This window comes from Ensifer sp. ZNC0028, assembly GCF_000799055.1.
In the GTDB taxonomy this organism is placed as follows: Bacteria; Pseudomonadota; Alphaproteobacteria; order Rhizobiales; family Rhizobiaceae; genus Ensifer.
The window spans coordinates 132,564-149,661 of the sequence record NZ_JTLA01000031.1; the positions used below are offsets into that span (position 1 = coordinate 132,564).

The window sequence follows — 17,098 nt, forward strand, 5'->3', positions numbered from 1 at the left end:
AACATGAATCAGTTTATCAACCGCAAGGAAAATGCGGTTACGGAAGCGATCGACGGGGTTCTTGCCGCATCCGGCGGCGCGCTCAGCCGCCTTGACGGATATCCGCACATCCGCGTCGTCCTGCGCTCGGATTGGGACAGGAGCAAGGTTGCGCTGGTTTCAGGTGGCGGCTCGGGACACGAGCCCGCGCATATCGGCTTCGTCGGCAAGGGCATGCTGACGGCCGCCGTCTGCGGCGATGTCTTCGCATCGCCGAGCGTGGACGCGATCCTCGCCGGTATCCTGGCGGTGACCGGGCCTGCCGGCTGCCTGCTGATCGTCAAGAATTACACCGGTGACCGGCTGAACTTTGGCCTTGCGGCCGAACGCGCCCGCGCCTACGGCCTCAATGTGAGCATGGTCATCGTCGACGACGACATTGCGCTGCCGGACCTTCCGCAGGCCCGCGGTGTCGCCGGTACCCTGTTCGTCCACAAGATCGCCGGAGCGCTCGCAGAAAGCGGGGTGGACCTCGATACGATCGCCAATGCGGCGCGCAAGGTCATATCGGGTACAAGCACCATCGGCATGTCGCTCGATACCTGCACCGTTCCGGGCTCGCCGAAGGAACACCGTATTCCGGAGGGACATGCGGAACTCGGCCTCGGCATCCATGGCGAAGCCGGCGTCGAGCAGATCGTCTATTCGGATGCGAGAGGCGCCGTTGCCGCCATGGTCGAGCGACTGCAGGCGGCGATGGAGGACAAGCCGCACGTGGCGCTCGTCAACAATCTCGGCGGTACGTCGATCCTGGAAATGTCTGTCCTCATGCATGAACTCGCCCAGTCTGATATCGCCGACCGGATCGTGCACCTTGTCGGGCCCGCGCCGATGATGACGTCGCTGGACATGCGTGGCTTTTCCGTCTCCGTCTATCCGGCCGACAAGGCCGAACTGGAGCTGTTGTCCCGGCCCGTGGCGCTTCCGGCATGGCCGGGCGTGACCGCCGTCAGGCCGGTGAATGTTCTGGCCCTGCCGGACGGCCTGACGCCGATTTCGCCCCTGCCTTCACGACACGATGCGACGCGGCAGTTCCTGCTTGCCTGCTGCAACCTGCTGATCGATGCGGAAAAGGACCTGAACGCGCTCGATGCCAAGTCCGGCGACGGAGACACCGGCTCGACACTGGCCGGCGCCGCACGGGCACTCATTCAGGCGCTCGATCGCCTGCCGCTTTCCGACCATACGCAGCTCTTCCGCGCCATCGGGCAGGAGCTGAGCCAGACGATGGGCGGTTCTTCGGGCGTGCTTCTGGCGATCTTCTTCGCCGCCGCCGGTGATGGCGCTTCGAGCGGGCTTTCGATCCGCGAAGCGCTGAAGGCCGGGTTGGCGCGCATGCAGGAAATCGGCGGCGCGCAGATCGGCGACCGCACCATGGTCGACGCGCTTTCCCCCGCGCTCGATGCGCTCGACGCGAGCATCGGCGCGGCTGCCAAGGCAGCGCGTGAAGGCGCCAATCTGACCGCGACGCTCGTGCGGGCAAGGGCAGGGCGGGCCGCCTACATCAACGCCAAACAGCTCGAAGGGCACATCGACCCCGGCGCCGAAGCAGTCGCTCGCCTGTTCGAGCACCTGGCGCGCCATCCCGATATGCTCGGGCGCCAGCCCGAAGGCGCCGCAGCCGTTGCCGGCTGACAGCCAGACAACAAAACGCCCCGGCAAGCCGGGGCGTTTTGTGACGGGAGGTGTCAGTGGAGCGTGGGCTCAGAGCGCGCGGCTCTCGTAACCGGCCGCCTTCAGGGCGTCTGCGATCGGCCCTGCCGCTGCGGCGGTCTCGACGCTGACTTCCCGATTGCCGAGATCGACCTTGATCGTTGCCTGCGGGTCGACGCTCAGGATCGCCTTCTGGACGACGCCGGCGCAGTGGCCACAGGTCATGTTGTCGATCTTGTAGTTCTGCATGCTTGTCTCCTTGGTTCGGTTGTGAGACAAACATGGCGTCTCCCACCGTTGGAAGGTCAATAGGGCCTTCGAGATATTTGTTCGCGGCATTTCCAGTCGCACGAATGGTGGAAAGTATCCCCGAGAGTCTAGGCCAACGGCCTCTCAAATTCTCCGAAAAATTTGAAAGTCTTTCATCATCGATCCCGGGAATGGACGGCTAGCGGTCTGCGTCCGGAAGTCGCACAATCCTGGGGCTGTGCAAGAGGCATTCGCGTCGTCCGAGAGAGGGCGGACGATCGCCAGCCGGCACGAAGCCTAAAGCGAAGCGATCGCTCCGGACTGTCCGGGCGTTCGAAATGCACTGGTCGGGAACTGGAGGAGACGGTTTCCCGCTCACTGTCGTTCGGCTGCGTCGTGGTGACGCCGCCAAGGGAGGAAAGATGTTTGAACGACTATTCAAGCTGAAAGAGCATCAGACGACGGCGCGCACCGAGGTGATCGCCGGTATCACGACATTCCTGACGATGTCCTACATCATCTTCGTCAACCCCGACATCCTGTCGAGCACGGGCATGGATAGGGATGCCGTCTTCGTCGCAACCTGTATTGCCGCCGCACTCGGCTCTGCCGTCATGGCGCTCGTCGCCAACTGGCCGATCGGCATGGCGCCCGGCATGGGCCTCAACGCCTTCTTCGCCTTCACCGTCGTCGCAGCCCTCGGCTTTACCTGGCAACAGGCGCTGGGTGCGGTCTTTATCTCGGGCGTGATCTTCCTGATCCTGACCGTGACCGGGGTCCGGAGCTGGCTGATCGCCGGCATTCCGCACTCACTCCGAAGCGCGATCGCCACCGGTATCGGCCTCTTCCTCGGCATCATCGCACTGAAGAACGCCGGCATCGTCGTCGACAACCCGGCAACGCTCGTCGGTCTGGGTGACCTCAAGCAGACCGGCCCGCTGCTCGCGATCCTCGGCTTCTTTGTGATTGCCGTACTCGATTCGCTGAAGGTTCGCGGTTCGATCCTGATCGGCATTCTGGTCGTCACCATCCTGTCGATGATCCTCGGTGTCAGCGAGTTCAAGGGTGTCGTCTCGGCGCCGCCGAGCATCGCGCCCACCTTCCTGCAGCTCGACATCATGGGCGCCCTGCATGGCGGCCTGCTGCACGTCATCCTCGTCTTCGTGCTCGTCGAAGTCTTCGACGCGACCGGCACGCTGATCGGTGTCGCCAAGCGCGCCAAGCTGGTCGAAGAAGGCAAGCCGAACCGTCTCGGCCGCGCGCTTCTCGCCGACAGCACCGCGATCGTTGCCGGCTCGCTGATCGGCACCAGCAGCACCACCGCCTATGTCGAAAGCGCCTCGGGCGTCCAGGCCGGCGGCCGCACGGGTCTGACCGCGCTCACCGTCTGCGTGCTCTTCCTCGCCGCGCTGTTCTTCTCGCCGCTGGCAGCTGCCGTTCCGTCCTATGCGACGGCCCCGGCTCTGCTCTATGTCGCCGGTCTGATGATGCGCGAACTGACGGAAGTCGACTGGGACGATCTGACGGAAGCGGCTCCGGCGGCACTCACCGCGCTCGCCATGCCCTTCACTTACTCGATCGCCAACGGCCTCGCCTTCGGCTTCGTCAGCTACGTCGTGCTGAAGGTCTTCACCGGCAAGTGGAGCGTCATCCATCCGGCCACCCAGCTCGTTGCAGCACTCTTCATCGTGCGCTTCGCGTTCTTCGCCGAATAACGAAAATCGGCCGGGGCCTGTCGCCTCGGCCGATCGGAACTTCCCCGTAAGTGCTGACCGGAGCAACGAAATGTTGCTCCGGTCTTTTTCTGTTTCGTCTCAGTATTGGCCGGCGGGCAGATGCACGACAAGCCCATCCAGTTCTGCCGAGACGGTGATCTGACAGCTCAGGCGGCTGCGTTCGTTCGGGTTGACCACGCACTCGATCATGTCCTGTTCCTGGAATTCGGGCGCCGGCAGGCGGTCGCTCCATTCGCCGTCGATGTAACAGTGACAGGTGCCGCAGGCGCAAGAGCCGCCGCATTCGGCGGCAATGGCGTCGATGCCGTTCTGCACGGCGGCGGACATCAGCGACTGGCCGATCTCCGCCTGGATTTCTTTCGTCGTGCCGTCCGCGTCGATGAAGACGATCTTGGGCATGGGTATTCTCCGATTGCGTATGTTGGTGTCGAGGATGGGGATCAGGCGGGCCGGATGGCGATCTTCAGCCGCTTGGGTCCGCGGACTGAAAGCCCGCGCTTGTATTCCGGTTCCCGGTCGACGAGTTCGATGGTCGGGAAGCGGCGAAGCAGGGTGCTGAAGATGATATCCATGTCGAGGCGCGCGAGGTGGTTGCCGAGACAGAAATGCACGCCGCCGCCAAAGGCCAGATGCCGATTGGGCGTGCGGCCGATGTCGAAGGTGTCGGCGTTCTCGAACTGCTTGGGATCGCGGTTGGCGGCGCCATAGAGCAGGCCGAACTTGGTGCCGCGCTCGAAGCGTCGGCCGAAGATCTCGATGTCCTCGACGCAGTGGCGGTGGAAGAACGGAAGCGGCGACTCGTAGCGGAACATCTCCTGCACGCCGGTCTGGATCAGCCCGGGTTCGCTCCGCAGCCGCGCCATCTGGTCGGGGAAGCGCAGAAGTGCATGCATGCCGCTGCCGAGCACGTCGATCGTCGAGCCATGGCCGGCCATCAGGATCAGCATGCAGGTCGAGATGAATTCGTCGAAGTTCATGGCGCCGGAGCGTTCCGCTTCGATCAGCACGGAGATCAGGTCGTCCTTCGGCGCCCGCTCGCGCTCGGCCTTCAGCGCCGTCAGATATTCGTAGAATTCCGTGGTGTTGCGCTCGGCGAGTTCCTTGCGCGCATCCGAGCGGTCAACGTCGAAGAACTGCACGATGTTTTCCGACCAGATCCGCAACTGGGGACAGTCCTCGTCCGGAACGCCAAGCAGGCGGCCGATGATGTGGCCGGGCACGTGGGCAGCAAGGTCGCCGACGAAGTCGATCTCGCCGCGATCGGCGAGGCTGTCGACCAGCCGGTCGACATAGGCCTGGATCTGGTCGCGGAGCTTGGCGATCATCGCCGGCGTGAACAGCTTGAACACCTGTTTGCGCAGCCGGTCATGCACGACACCATCGCTGTCGAGCAGGCTGAACTGCACGAAACGCTCGTGATGCGGCATGTCGTGCCAATTGGCGGCGCGCTGCAGTTTTGCAAGCTCTTCCTTGGTTGCGAGGTCTTCGAGCGAGCGCACCATGCGCTTGTCCATGACGATCGCCGAGACGTCCTCGAAGCGCGAGGCAAGCCAGATGTCGAAGTCCGCGAAGTAGTGCAGCCCCTCCTTCTCGCGCAGCGCGCGATAGGTCGGATAGGGATCGCGAGCAAAATCCGGGGACAGCGGCGCGAAGGTGAAATTCGCGGCGTCGCCGTTCGGCGCGGTTTCGGTCATGGGCAATTCTCCGTGCATAAAGCTGCATGATAACGTCACGGGATCAGCTCTGTGAATGGCGTCCTGTCGCAAGATGATGGACAAAACTCGCATCGGATGCCAGAAAATGGCATGTTGCCCGAAAGCGAAGAGCTCCATTTTCACACCCCGGCAAAATTCGCCGATGCGTTTCCGTATCTGGCGCTGGTGGCCGGAAGCCGGACGACACGTCCTGACGAGGCGCCGATCCGCAAACGGTTCCACCAGCATGTCTTCGTCTACACAACAGGCGGACGCGGGTTGATCGAGGTGCGCGGTCAGCGTTTCCTGGCCGAAACGGGCAGCGTCGCCTGGCTCGATACGGCTCAGGCCTATGCGCATAGCTGCGCTCCCGACAGCGAAAGCTGGCGCTATCTCTGGATGGGGATCGAGGGACACGGGCTTGATGCGCTTTACCAGTTTCTCGGCGTGCAGCAGTCGCCCCTGTTCGTGCCGAGAGATACGGACAGGGCACAGGCGGCGTTCGAAAGTGTGAGCGGATTTCTTGCCGAGCGCTCGCCTGCGACCGACGCGCTCTCGAGCGCCGCGATCGCAGGGCTGATGGCGGACATGATCACGCCACGGCTGATTGGGGCCGAGCCGGCTGAGGAGAGGTCCGGTGAAGACCGTTTGCTTCAGGTGCTGTCGGTGATGCGCGACGATCTCGCGAGACCTTGGACGATCGACGATCTGGCGGCTCTTGCGCGGCTGAGCCCATCGCAACTCTTTCGCCGCTTTCGCGACATGGTGGGAACAACGCCGATGGACTGGCTGCGCCACGAGCGCATCAATCAGGCAAAACGCCTGCTGGTGGGTCCCGATGCCAAGGTGTCGGCGGTGGCCGCCGTCTGCGGCTATCCGGATCCCTATCATTTCTCCCGCGATTTCCGGCGGCTGACGGGATACACGCCGACGAAGTTCAGGCGGGATGGCGGCTATTGAGGCCGCAGTCTTGTCGTCCGATTTCGGCGGCCAGCGAGGCCCTGGCGCACCGATAACCCGACCGGACGACCGGGTCATGCATTCATTCACACGATCAGGAACGGCTCCTTGAAGAAATGTTCCTCCAGGTTGACGCCTTCGCCACCGCGATCGACCACCGCGAAATCCGAGACGTCATCAAGCGGTGTCAGGATGCCGTGCCAGACGTTGCGGGCGATGTTGACGCCCTGGCCAGGCGTGGTCTTGAAGGCGATCGGTTCACTCGGGCCTTCGTCCGTTTCCCGGGAGACGACGATCAGAAACGGATTGTCGCTCAAGGGGATGAAGGCCTGGCTCCCGAGCGGATGGCGCTCGACCATGGTGAGTTTCAGCGGCAGCGGATAGGGTATGCCGCGCACCAGGCTGATCATCGGCCGGGCCTTTTCGCCTGTCGTATCGATCTTGGCGAGGTCGTGGTAGCGGGTTGCATTGCCGCCGTTGATGGGGAAGTTGTTGGCATTCTCCGTTTCGATCACGTCGCCGAAAGGCGCAAAGGCCTCCCGGGTCAACGGCTGTATGACGATCTCCTTCATGTGACGCTCCTCCGTCCAATGTTGATCGGTTGCCTGGAAGTTTGATCGTTCCGCCTCCTCGGCGAAACGATCTAGATGCCGGCTTTCGCAATACGCCCGAAGACACGCAGCCGGCTGACGCCGCCGTCGGGGAAGATGTTGAAGCGCACATGGGTTACGGGACCTGCGGCCGCGAGCCCGTTTGCTTCATAGGTGTGGATGCTGTCGGCGGCGAGTTTCTGTGGCGGCAGGACCTCGCGCCAGAACATCGATGATGCCGTGACGGATGTAGCCACTTCGCAAGCGCTCGCGCCGAGGTCTGCCGCCTGCAGCGAACAGGCGTCCGGGTAGTTTCCCTTGAAGTGGGCGGTGTCGACCACAACGCGATCGATCTCACCGCGGGCGGCCAGCTTCACGACGATCCAGTCGTTGCCGGGTTCGCGCCGTCGGCGCGTTTCCCAACCGTCACCCATGTTGATGCCGCGTCCGGGCGCAAGCAGCCGCTGGTGGCCGTAATGCCCGTTGGAATAGGCGAGGATCCGGCCGCCGAGCAGCGACGAGGCAAGATCGACCAAAGTGTCGCCGATCGCCGCTTGGTCAAGCGCCGGCGCGCCGTAAACCCTGAGGCGGGCGATGCCACCGTCGGGATAGATGCGCAGGCGCACATGGCTCCAGACCACGTCCGATCGCGCCTCGAAGTGATGTTGCGCGCTTGGGCCGAGCGGCCGAGGGCGGACCAGTTCCGTCCAGACCGTCCGGTCGTCCGGGCCATCCGGTGCCAGACAGGCGTCGATGGCGCAGGCGCTCGGATAGTTGCCGGTGAAATGGGCGGTATCGACCTCGAAGCCGCGGATACGGCCGTTCGTCGCGAGCGCCACGATGGCGTGGTCGTTGCCGGGGCCGCGGCGTCGCCGGGTCTCCCAGCCGTCCATCCACTTGCCGTTCTCGTCATAGACACCGGGATGATAGACCGGCGGCGCATCCTGCAACATGCGCTCGAGCGGCGCGAAGAACTCGTCGGTTGCGAAGACCGGCCTCGCGCCGAGACCGGCGGAGGCAAGGTTGATCGCGTTCAGTGCGAATTCGGGCGGGCTCACGCCGTCGGTCGTCATAGCGAGGCCCTCAACTCGGCAGCATGTCCTTGAGACGCAGATAGGCGATCCGCTCCACCTGCCGGCATGCCGTCTCGAACTCCGTGTCGCGATCGTTGCCGATCCGGCTTTCGAAGGCTGCGAGGATCTCGTCCTTGGTGCGCCCCTTGACCGCCATGATGAACGGGAACTTGAACTTCTCGACATAGGCGGCATTGAGGGTGGTGAAGCGCTCGCGCTCCGCATCGGTCAGCGCGTCGAGCCCGGCACCGGCCTGCTCGTTGGTCGAGCTTTCGGTCAGGCGCTTGGCCTGAGCCAGCTTGCCGGCGAGATCCGGATGCGCGATGAGGACGGCAAGCCGTTCTTCGGCCGAGGCTTCACGGAAGACCGCGGAAAGCGCTGCGGCAAGGCCGATCGCCGTGTCGTTGGCCGGCGAGAGCTCACCCTGGAAGGCGCGCTTCGCGATCCATTTCGAATGTTCGAAGACGCCGCCGAACTTGGCGACGAAGGCGTCTTCGCCAAGCCGCGACGGACGATCGTCCCATGCCTTGTACGGGTAGTTTTCGGCCCAATGGCGGGCGATGTCGACGCGCTTTGCAAGCCAGACCTTCTCGTGGTCCTGCACGTAGTCGAGGAAGCGAGCCAGTGCTGCGGCGCGGCCGGGCCGGCCGACGAGGCGGCAGTGCAGCCCGATGCTCAGCATCTTTGGCGCACCGGCGGTGCCTTCGGCGTAGAGCACGTCGAAGCTGTCCTTCAGGTAGCTGAAGAACTGGTCGCCGCTGTTGAAACCCTGCGGCGTGGCAAAACGCATGTCGTTGCTGTCGAGCGTATAGGGGATGACCAGCTGATGGCGCCCGGCATGCTCATGCCAATAGGGCAGATCGTCGGCATAGGCGTCCGACACGTAGTCGAAACCGCCGGCGTCGGTGACGAGGTCGAGCGTATTGTCGGAACAGCGTCCCGTGTACCAGCCGCGCGGGCGCTCGCCGGTGACGATGGTGTGCAGCCGGATCGCCTCGGCGATCTCCTGGCGCTCGCGCTCCGGCGAAAAATCCTTGTGTTCGATCCATTTCAGGCCGTGCGAGGCGATTTCCCAGCCGGCGTCCTGCATGGCGGCGACCTGTTCCGGAGAGCGCTTCAGCGCCGTGGCGACGCCATAAACGGTGGCCGGCACGCCGCGCTCGGTGAACATGCGATGCAGGCGCCAGAAGCCGGCGCGTGCGCCGTATTCGTAGATCGATTCCATGTTCCAGTGACGCTGGCCCTGCCAGGCCTGCGCACCGACGATTTCCGACAGGAATGCTTCGGATGCTGCGTCGCCATGCAGCACGCAGTTTTCGCCGCCTTCCTCGTAGTTGATGACGAATTGCACGGCGATCCGCGCGCCGTCGGGCCATGTGATCTTGAAGTTCGGGCCGTGGCCGTGAAGATCGCGGGGGTATCTCATCAAAGCAGCTCCTCCAGACATTTTCGTCTCTGCAGCCAATTTCTAGCGGCATTTGTTTCGAGCCATTCCCCCCAAAAAATTTGAAAGTCTCGAATGATCCGCTCGCTACCAAGCGGGTGGGAATGCCGGAATACTGCGAGGTGGAAAGCTGACTTCGGGAGGAGCGAAAACTATGCAATCTCAGGGTGGAAACGCCGGCCGTTTGACGACGCATGTGCTGGATACGGCCAGCGGCAAACCGGCCGAAGGGCTGCGCATCGAGCTCTACCTGGTCGAGGGCGATCGCCAGACGCACATCAAATCCGTGAAGACCAATGACGATGGCCGCTGCGACGAGCCGCTCCTGAGCGGCGAGCGCATGCAGACCGGCACCTACGAGCTGCAGTTCCATGCCGGCGATTATCTCGGCGGAGCAGCCAAGCGCGGCGAAAACCCGTTCCTCGACGTGATCCCGATCCGCTTCGGCATCGATAACCAGGGCGCGCACTATCACGTGCCGCTGCTGCTCTCGCCCTATGGCTACTCCACCTACCGCGGGAGCTGAACCATGACCATCCAGATCCGCAACACCATCCGTTTCATCCTGAACCATCGGTTGGTCGAACTTGCCGACGTGTCGCCGGTTCAGACCCTGCTCGATTTCCTGCGCATCGACCGCAATCTGAAGGGCACCAAGGAAGGCTGCGCCGAAGGCGACTGCGGTGCCTGCACGGTGCTCGTCGGCCGCCTGCTCGATGGCAAGCTGAAATATGAATCCGTCAATGCCTGCATCCGCTTCGTCGGCTCGCTCGACGGCTGTCATATCGTGACGGTGGATAGCCTGGCCCAGCCGGCCGGTCCGCTGCATCCGGTGCAGCAGGCAATGGTCGATACGCACGCCTCGCAATGCGGCTTCTGCACGCCGGGCTTCGTGATGTCGCTCTATGGCCTCTGGATGGAAAATCCGATGCCGTCGATCGCTGAAATCGAAAAGGCGCTGCAGGGCAATCTTTGTCGCTGCACCGGCTATGCCGCGATCATCCGCGCCGCCGAGGCGATCTCGACGATTGGCGACGTCGGCAAGGATCCGCTAATTGCCGAGCGTGACCGGATCGCCGGCGAACTGGCCGCCCTCCAGGATGGCCGCCGGGTCGAAATCGGCTCGGAGACGGAACGCTTCATCCTTCCGGGCTCGGTCGACGATTTCGCCGCCGTGCTCGAAGCCAACCCGAAGGCGACGATCGTCGCCGGCTCGACCGATGTCGGGCTCTGGGTGACGAAATTCATGCGCGACATCTCGCCGGTCATCCATCTGACCCATCTCGAGGAACTGCGCCGGATCACCGTCGATTCCGATGGCGTGACGCTCGGCGCGGGCGTCAGCTATGCCGAAGCCTACCCAGTCATTGTCGAGCATTTTCCGGAGCTGACCGAGCTTTGGGATCGCATCGGCGGTCAGCAGGTCCGCAACATGGGCACCGTCGGCGGCAACATCGCCAACGGCTCGCCGATCGGTGATACGCCGCCGGCACTGATCGCGCTTGGCGCATCGATCGTGCTGCGCAAGGGCGCTCGCCGCCGTGACGTCGTGCTTCAGGACTTCTTCATCGCCTATGGCAAGCAGGACCGCGAGCCCGGAGAGTTCGTCGAAAGCGTTCGAATTCCCTTCGTTTCCGACAATGCCCGTGTGGCCGTCTACAAGGTGACGAAGCGGCTCGACGAGGACATCACCGCCGTCTGCGGCGGTTTCAACATCACCTTCGATGCCGGCCGGGTGGCGGACGCCGTCATCGCCTTCGGCGGCATGGCCGCCACGCCGAAACGCGCCGCCCATGTCGAAGCGGTGCTCAGGGGTGCCGAGTGGAACGAGCAGACGATCGAGCGCGCTGTTGAAGCGTTTGATCAGGACTTCACGCCGCTCACCGACTGGCGCGCCTCGGCGGAATACCGCCAGATGGTGGCGAAGAACCTGCTTCGCCGCTTCTATCTCGAAACGCAGTCGAGCGGCGGCCAGCTCCGTCTCGATCGCACCATTGCTGTCGCGGTTTAAGGGAGGAAGCCATGAACGTGATGCAGCCCATCGACCGCATCCGCGGCGGCGTACACGAAAAGGAACGGCACGAGTCCGGCCACAAGCACGTGTCGGGCACGGCCGAATATATCGACGACATTCCGGAACCCCAGGGCACGCTACATGGCTATCTCGGCCTGTCGCAGCGTGCGCATGCCGATATCCTGTCGATCGATTTCGAGGCGGTTTCGAGCAGCGAAGGCGTCATCGGCGTGCTGACGGCGGCCGACATTCCCGGCGAGAACGACATCAGCCCTGCCCACAAGCACGACGAGCCGATCTTCGTCACCGACAAGGTCGAGTTCCACGGCCAGCCGATCTTCGCTGTTATCGCGACGTCGCGCGAAGCGGCCCGTCGGGCCGCCGCCAAGGTCAAGATCGAATATCGCGACCTGCCGCATGTGACCGACGTTCTCGAAGCGGCGGCGGCCAACTATCCGCTGGTCATCGATCCGCTCAAGCTCGAGCGCGGCGATATCGACGCGGGCTTTGCCAAGTCGAAGAACATTCTCGAAGGCGAGATGCGCATCGGCGGGCAGGACCATTTTTATCTGGAAGGGCAGATCTCGTTCGCCATCCCCGGCGAGGACGACGAGGTGCTCGTCTATTCCTCGACCCAGCATCCGGCAGAAACGCAGCACATGGTCGCGACCGTGCTCGGGGTGCCGTCGAATGCGGTGACCGTCAACGTGCGCCGCATGGGCGGCGGCTTCGGCGGCAAGGAAACCCAGGCCAATATTTTCGCAGCCGTTGCAGCTGTCGCCGCCAAGAAGTACCGCTGCCCGGTCAAGGTCCGGCCTGACCGTGACGACGATATGAGCGCCACCGGCAAGCGCCACGACTTCCATGTGGACTACAAGCTCGGTTTCGACGATGAAGGGCGCATCGAGGCGGTGGACGCGGTCTTCTCGGCGCGCTGCGGTTACTCGGCCGATCTCTCCGGCCCGGTCACCGACCGTGCGCTGTTCCACGCCGACAATTGCTACTTTTACCCGAACGTGCGCCTGCGCTCGCGGCCGCTGAAGACCAATACCGTTTCCAACACCGCGTTTCGCGGCTTCGGCGGCCCTCAAGGGATGGTCGGCGGCGAGCGCATGATCGAGGACATCGCCTATGCCGTCGGCAAGGATCCGCTCGAAATCCGCAAGCTGAACTTCTACGGCGGCGAGGGGCGCAACCTCACGCCCTATCACCAGACCGTGGAAGACAACATCATCGGCCGGATCATCGAGGAACTGGAAACCTCGGCCGACTACGCCAAGCGTCGCGAGGCGGTAATCGCGTTCAATCGCGAAAACCACGTGGTCAAGCGGGGCATCGCGCTGACGCCGGTGAAGTTCGGCATCTCCTTCACCAAGACCGAGTACAACCAGGCCGGCGCCCTGGTGCATGTCTATACCGATGGCTCGATCCATCTGAACCACGGCGGCACCGAGATGGGGCAGGGGCTCTATACCAAGGTCGCCCAAGTGGTGGCCGACGAGTTCCAGGTCAACCTCGACCGGATCAAGGTGACGGCGACGACAACAGGCAAGGTGCCGAACACATCGGCGACGGCAGCGTCGTCGGGATCCGACCTCAACGGCATGGCAGCGGCAAACGCCGCGCAGCAGATCAAGGCGCGCTTGGTCAAGTTTGCTGCCGAGCGCTGGAACGTGGCCGAAACCGATGTCGCCTTCGAACCGAACGTGGTGCGGATCGGTGCCGAGCGCCTAAGCTTCAACGAGTTCATCAAGATCGCCTATGGCGCCCGCATTCAGCTGTCGGCTGCCGGCTTCTACAAGACGCCGAAGATCCACTGGAACCGCGCCGAAGGCCGGGGCCGGCCGTTCTTCTACTACGCCTACGGCGCTTCGTGCTCGGAGGTCAGCGTCGATACGCTAACTGGCGAATACCAGGTTGATCGCACCGATATCCTGCACGATGTCGGCCGCTCGCTGAACCCGGCCCTCGACCACGGACAGGTCGAAGGCGCCTTCGTCCAGGGCATGGGCTGGCTGACGACGGAAGAGCTCTGGTGGGATGCGAAGGGCCGTCTGCGCACGCACGCTCCCTCGACCTACAAGATCCCGTTGGCTTCAGATCGGCCGCGCGTGTTCAATACCCGGCTTGCCGAGTGGTCGGTCAACCGCGAAGAGACGATCCGCCGTTCGAAGGCGGTCGGCGAACCGCCCTTCATGCTCGGCATCTCCGTGCTGGAAGCCTTGTCGATGGCGGCCGCGAGCGTTGCGGAGTATCGTATAGCGCCGCGCCTCGACGCGCCGGCAACGCCGGAACGGGTGTTGATGGCGATCGAGCGGCTGCGGGCGGCTGCACGGCAGAAAGGGTAACAGGGGCTGATTGTCATGGTGGCGAGCCGCGAGGATATCAGGGATTTTCTCAGACGCGAGCGCGACTGCGTTCTCGTCGAGGTGACCGGTGCAGCGGGGTCCACACCGCGCGACACCGACGCCTGGATGCTCGTCGCGCCTGAGAGCCTGTTCGGCACGATCGGCGGCGGGCAGCTCGAATACATGGCGATCGATCATGGTCGGCGGGCGCTGAAGCGTGGCGACGCGCCGGAGGCGATGACGATCCCGCTCGGACCGGAGATCGGCCAGTGTTGCGGCGGGCGCGTGGCGCTTGCCTTCACACGCATCGATCGGGAGAGAGCAGCCATGCTGATTGAACGTAGCGACCTGGAAATCGCCAGCCGGCCGCATGTCTATGTCTTCGGCGCCGGCCATGTCGGCGATGCCTTGACGATGGCGCTTTCCCTGGTGCCGGTGCGCACGGTTCTCGTCGATACCCGCGAGAACGAGCTTTCGGCCGTTGCCGACATTCCCGGCATCGAGACCTGCCTGACGGCGATGCCGGAGGCGGTGGTGCGCGACGCGCCTCCCGGCAGTGCCTTCGTCATCCTCACCCATGACCATGCGCTCGATTTCCTGATCGCCGCGGAAGCGCTTCGCCGCGACGATGCCTCCTATGTCGGCATGATCGGCTCGAAGACCAAGCGCTCGACCTTCAAGAACTGGCTGTCGCGGGAGATCGGCCGGCCGGATCTCTTCGATAGGCTCGTCTGCCCGATCGGCGGCACGACGGTGAAAGACAAGCGGCCGGCGGTGATTGCCGCGCTTGCCGCCGCTGAAGTGATGGCGGCGGCGCTGAATTTCCGACAGCCTGCGCAAGCGGACATCTCGCGCCGTCCGGCTGCCGCCAAGCTGGCTCGTTAGAAATTCCGCCCGTCAGCGCAGTGCCGCTTCGCTGTTGTGTGCACCGTTGAGGTGGAGCGCAAAGCCGTTGCTGCGCGGGTCGCCGACCTCCGGTCGGAGTTCAAGGGTCGGGATTGCATAGTCCCCGCCGTTCTGGCGGCGATAAGGAATGGGTGCAGTCGTCGCGAGTGCGTGCATCCTTTGTTTCAGCCGTTCCGCCGTCGCTTCGAAACCGACCTCGTCCAGACTATCGACGCGGTAGGCGACGAACGGCGGAAGCACGTCGTAACCGGGATAGAAGAGGATTCCGTGGTTGATCGGGAAGAGCAGGTCGTCGATCGGCCCGTTTACCCCGCGCGGTGAGTAATGCTCCTCCCAGCCGCCTGTCGTTACCACCAGCATGGCGCGTTTTCCCGCCAGCGTGCCCTCGCCGAAACGCTTGCCCCAGTATTTGTCGCTGTGCTCGCCAACGCCATAGGCAAAACCATAGGCATAGACGCGGTCGATCCAGCCTTTCAGGATCGCCGGCATCGAATACCACCACAGCGGAAATTGCAGGATCAGGGCGTCGGCCCAGAGCAGCTTTTCCTGCTCTGCCTTGACGTCGGCGGTCAGCGTATCGCTGGCAAAGGCCTCCTTCGACGCGCGGCTCGGCTTGAAGCGGGCGTCCGGGGCAAGGGCCGGAAAGTCGACGCGATCGATCTCGGATTTCCATCCCTCGGCATAGAGATCGGTGACACGAACCTCATGACCTTCGGCTTCAAGCGCCTCGACGGCGATATCGCGCAGCGCGCCATTGAGCGAGCGCGGTTCCGGATGGGCATAAACAATCAGAACTTTCATGGTCGGTCTTCCCTGGTTTCATCAACTGAGACTCTAGGTAGACCGCTACGTGCCTATGCGGTAGATATTCGAAATGCATAGGATTGTGCCGTAAAATGGATAAATCTGACGTTACGCTCGAACGCATGCGAACCTTTGTGCGCGTCGCCGAGCGGGGCAGCCTTTCGGCCGTTGCCCGTGAGCTCGGTATCGGCCAGTCCACGGTGACGCGGCAGCTGCGGGAGCTTGAGGAAGCGGTCGGCGTGCCGCTCATCAGCCGCACCACCCGTCGCGTCACGTTGACCGACGAAGGCAGCCGCTACTATGCCGACAGCATCCAGATCCTGCGGCTCGTAGAGCAGGCCGGCGACGAAGCGCGCGGCGCCCGCGGCGCGGCTGCCGGTACCATTCGTGTGTCCTGTACGTCGGCATTCGGGGTGCTGCACGTCAGCCGGCTGATCTTTGCCTTCCAGGACAGGCATCCCGACATTGGCGTCGATCTGAGCCTGACAGACGAGCGCATCGACCTCGTGCGGGAAGGCATAGATGTCGCGCTGCGTCTTGGACCGCTCAGCGACAGTTCGATGAAGCTACGGCCGCTTGGGCAAAGCCGGCGTCTGCTTGTGGCAGCGCCGGCATACCTGGCCGCGCATGGATATCCGCGCGCTCCAAGCGACCTCTCGGCGCATGAGGGGATCCGCATGTCGAACATCGCCGGCAGTGACAGGCTCAACTTCGAAGCCGTGGACGGGCGGCATCTGTCCGTGCCTTTCGGTGGGCGCCTTCGCATCGACCACGGGCTGGCCGCCCGGGAGGCTCTCGTCGCCGGCCGGGGCATCGCGCCTGCCCATCGATGGCTCGTTGACGATCTGATTAAAGCCGGCCTGTTGGTGCCGCTACTTTCGGATTTCGCGCTGCCTTCGGTGCCGCTCAGCCTGCTGATCGTGCCGGAACGCTCTGGCATCGCCCGTGTTCGTCTGTTGGTTGATTTCCTGGCCGAGGTGATCGGCAACCTTCCGGGGATCGAGAGGTCCGGAGCCTAGCTGCTTCGCCCTCGCCTTTGCCAGACGACCTGATCCATAATCCGAACGGATCGGTCGTATGACCCGTGCGCCGTAAGCCATACCACAAATGTGTCGCTTACGCTTTGCTTCCGGATCTGCCTATCATCAGAAGTTTCTAAAATAAGGTTGACGCTGAGGTCGGCCTTAGGGGAAGTAACGCGTCCAGGATTTTCTTTAGTGCTTTTCAGACAGATCGCGTTTTACGCAATTGCACAGAGACGGGGACGCATCAGATCGGGAGACGACTATGAAGAAACTGACGCGTGCTCTGCTCTTGTCCACGGCCTTCGCGGTGCTGACGCACTATAGCGCGCCGTTCATGATCGGTGTTGCCCACGCCGATGGGGGTAGCACCAGTGGTGAAGGCAGCACGGGCGGCACCGGTGGCGACGGCGGGACTGGCGGCACCGGGGGAACCGGGGGTGATGGTGGTACGGGCGGCGATGGCGGTACGGGTGGTACCGGCGGGGACGGCGGAACAGGGGGCGATGGCGGCACGGGCGGCACCGGTGGTGATGGTGGCACGGGTGGCGATGGTGGCGGCACAG

The 17,098-nt window shown here is 63.6% G+C and carries 16 protein-coding genes; 9 read left to right on the top strand and 7 right to left on the bottom strand.

Annotation, left to right across the window (positions count from 1 at the left end; genetic code table 11):
- Nucleotides 1–3 precede the first annotated feature (3 nt).
- Nucleotides 4–1,674 (top strand): dihydroxyacetone kinase subunit DhaK, encoded by a 1,671-nt coding sequence (locus L981_RS08400; RefSeq protein ID WP_043613816.1) that lies wholly within the window; start codon nucleotides 4–6, stop codon nucleotides 1,672–1,674.
- Nucleotides 1,675–1,743: 69 nt separating this feature from the next.
- Here the strand turns inward: L981_RS08400 and L981_RS08405 are convergent, their stop codons facing one another.
- Nucleotides 1,744–1,941, bottom strand: coding sequence for a heavy-metal-associated domain-containing protein (locus tag L981_RS08405; protein WP_034799336.1), 198 nt, complete (start codon nucleotides 1,939–1,941; stop codon nucleotides 1,744–1,746).
- A gap of 422 nt (nucleotides 1,942–2,363) precedes the next feature.
- Between L981_RS08405 and L981_RS08410 the strand changes: the two genes are divergently transcribed.
- On the top strand, nucleotides 2,364–3,656 hold the full coding sequence (locus L981_RS08410; protein WP_043613818.1) for an NCS2 family permease: 1,293 nt from the start codon (nucleotides 2,364–2,366) through the stop codon (nucleotides 3,654–3,656).
- 99 nt (nucleotides 3,657–3,755) lie between these two features.
- Here L981_RS08410 and L981_RS08415 read toward each other — a convergent pair whose 3' ends face one another.
- Together L981_RS08415 and L981_RS08420 are read right to left on the bottom strand one after the other, a co-directional pair.
- The gene (locus tag L981_RS08415; protein ID WP_043613820.1) at nucleotides 3,756–4,076 is read right to left on the bottom strand and encodes a 2Fe-2S iron-sulfur cluster-binding protein; all 321 of its coding nucleotides are present in this window, start codon (nucleotides 4,074–4,076) and stop codon (nucleotides 3,756–3,758) included.
- Nucleotides 4,077–4,117: 41 nt separating this feature from the next.
- Nucleotides 4,118–5,371 (bottom strand): cytochrome P450, encoded by a 1,254-nt coding sequence (locus L981_RS08420; RefSeq protein ID WP_043613823.1) that lies wholly within the window; start codon nucleotides 5,369–5,371, stop codon nucleotides 4,118–4,120.
- Nucleotides 5,372–5,422: 51 nt separating this feature from the next.
- Here L981_RS08420 and L981_RS08425 point away from each other — a divergent pair, with 51 nt between their 5' ends.
- A complete protein-coding gene (locus tag L981_RS08425; protein ID WP_156134009.1) occupies nucleotides 5,423–6,331 on the top strand; it encodes an AraC family transcriptional regulator in 909 nt (302 codons plus the stop codon).
- Between the two features lie 86 nt (nucleotides 6,332–6,417).
- On the opposite strand, the gene L981_RS08430 is transcribed toward L981_RS08425, so the two are convergent.
- The 3 genes from L981_RS08430 to puuE form a co-directional block, all read right to left on the bottom strand.
- Nucleotides 6,418–6,903: an ureidoglycolate lyase gene (locus L981_RS08430; RefSeq protein ID WP_043613825.1), complete on the bottom strand. Its 486-nt coding sequence runs from the start codon at nucleotides 6,901–6,903 to the stop codon at nucleotides 6,418–6,420.
- A gap of 71 nt (nucleotides 6,904–6,974) precedes the next feature.
- On the bottom strand, nucleotides 6,975–7,994 hold the full coding sequence (gene alc, locus L981_RS08435) for an allantoicase (RefSeq protein WP_043613829.1): 1,020 nt from the start codon (nucleotides 7,992–7,994) through the stop codon (nucleotides 6,975–6,977).
- A gap of 10 nt (nucleotides 7,995–8,004) precedes the next feature.
- A complete protein-coding gene (puuE, locus tag L981_RS08440) occupies nucleotides 8,005–9,420 on the bottom strand; it encodes an allantoinase PuuE (protein ID WP_043613832.1) in 1,416 nt (471 codons plus the stop codon).
- Between the two features lie 172 nt (nucleotides 9,421–9,592).
- Between puuE and uraH the strand changes: the two genes are divergently transcribed.
- The 4 genes from uraH to xdhC are packed head-to-tail and all read left to right on the top strand — an operon-like array spanning nucleotide 9,593 to nucleotide 14,685.
- Nucleotides 9,593–9,964, top strand: a complete 372-nt coding sequence (uraH, locus tag L981_RS08445; RefSeq protein WP_043613836.1) for a hydroxyisourate hydrolase — start codon at nucleotides 9,593–9,595, stop codon at nucleotides 9,962–9,964.
- 3 nt (nucleotides 9,965–9,967) lie between these two features.
- Nucleotides 9,968–11,449 carry a xanthine dehydrogenase small subunit gene (xdhA, locus tag L981_RS08450; protein WP_043613839.1) on the top strand — a complete coding sequence of 494 codons (1,482 nt, stop codon included), beginning with the start codon at nucleotides 9,968–9,970 and terminating at the stop codon, nucleotides 11,447–11,449.
- An 11-nt stretch (nucleotides 11,450–11,460) separates the two neighbouring features.
- Nucleotides 11,461–13,800 (top strand): xanthine dehydrogenase molybdopterin binding subunit, encoded by a 2,340-nt coding sequence (gene xdhB, locus L981_RS08455; RefSeq protein ID WP_043613842.1) that lies wholly within the window; start codon nucleotides 11,461–11,463, stop codon nucleotides 13,798–13,800.
- An 18-nt stretch (nucleotides 13,801–13,818) separates the two neighbouring features.
- Nucleotides 13,819–14,685: a xanthine dehydrogenase accessory protein XdhC gene (xdhC, locus tag L981_RS08460; RefSeq protein WP_043613907.1), complete on the top strand. Its 867-nt coding sequence runs from the start codon at nucleotides 13,819–13,821 to the stop codon at nucleotides 14,683–14,685.
- Between the two features lie 12 nt (nucleotides 14,686–14,697).
- On the opposite strand, the gene L981_RS08465 is transcribed toward xdhC, so the two are convergent.
- Nucleotides 14,698–15,507 carry an NAD(P)H-dependent oxidoreductase gene (locus L981_RS08465; RefSeq protein ID WP_043613845.1) on the bottom strand — a complete coding sequence of 270 codons (810 nt, stop codon included), beginning with the start codon at nucleotides 15,505–15,507 and terminating at the stop codon, nucleotides 14,698–14,700.
- Between the two features lie 95 nt (nucleotides 15,508–15,602).
- Here L981_RS08465 and L981_RS08470 point away from each other — a divergent pair, with 95 nt between their 5' ends.
- Nucleotides 15,603–16,529: a LysR family transcriptional regulator gene (locus tag L981_RS08470; RefSeq protein WP_043613847.1), complete on the top strand. Its 927-nt coding sequence runs from the start codon at nucleotides 15,603–15,605 to the stop codon at nucleotides 16,527–16,529.
- 268 nt (nucleotides 16,530–16,797) lie between these two features.
- Nucleotides 16,798–17,098: hypothetical protein (locus L981_RS34985; protein WP_197067111.1), on the top strand; the 301-nt coding region annotated here is incomplete at its 3' end.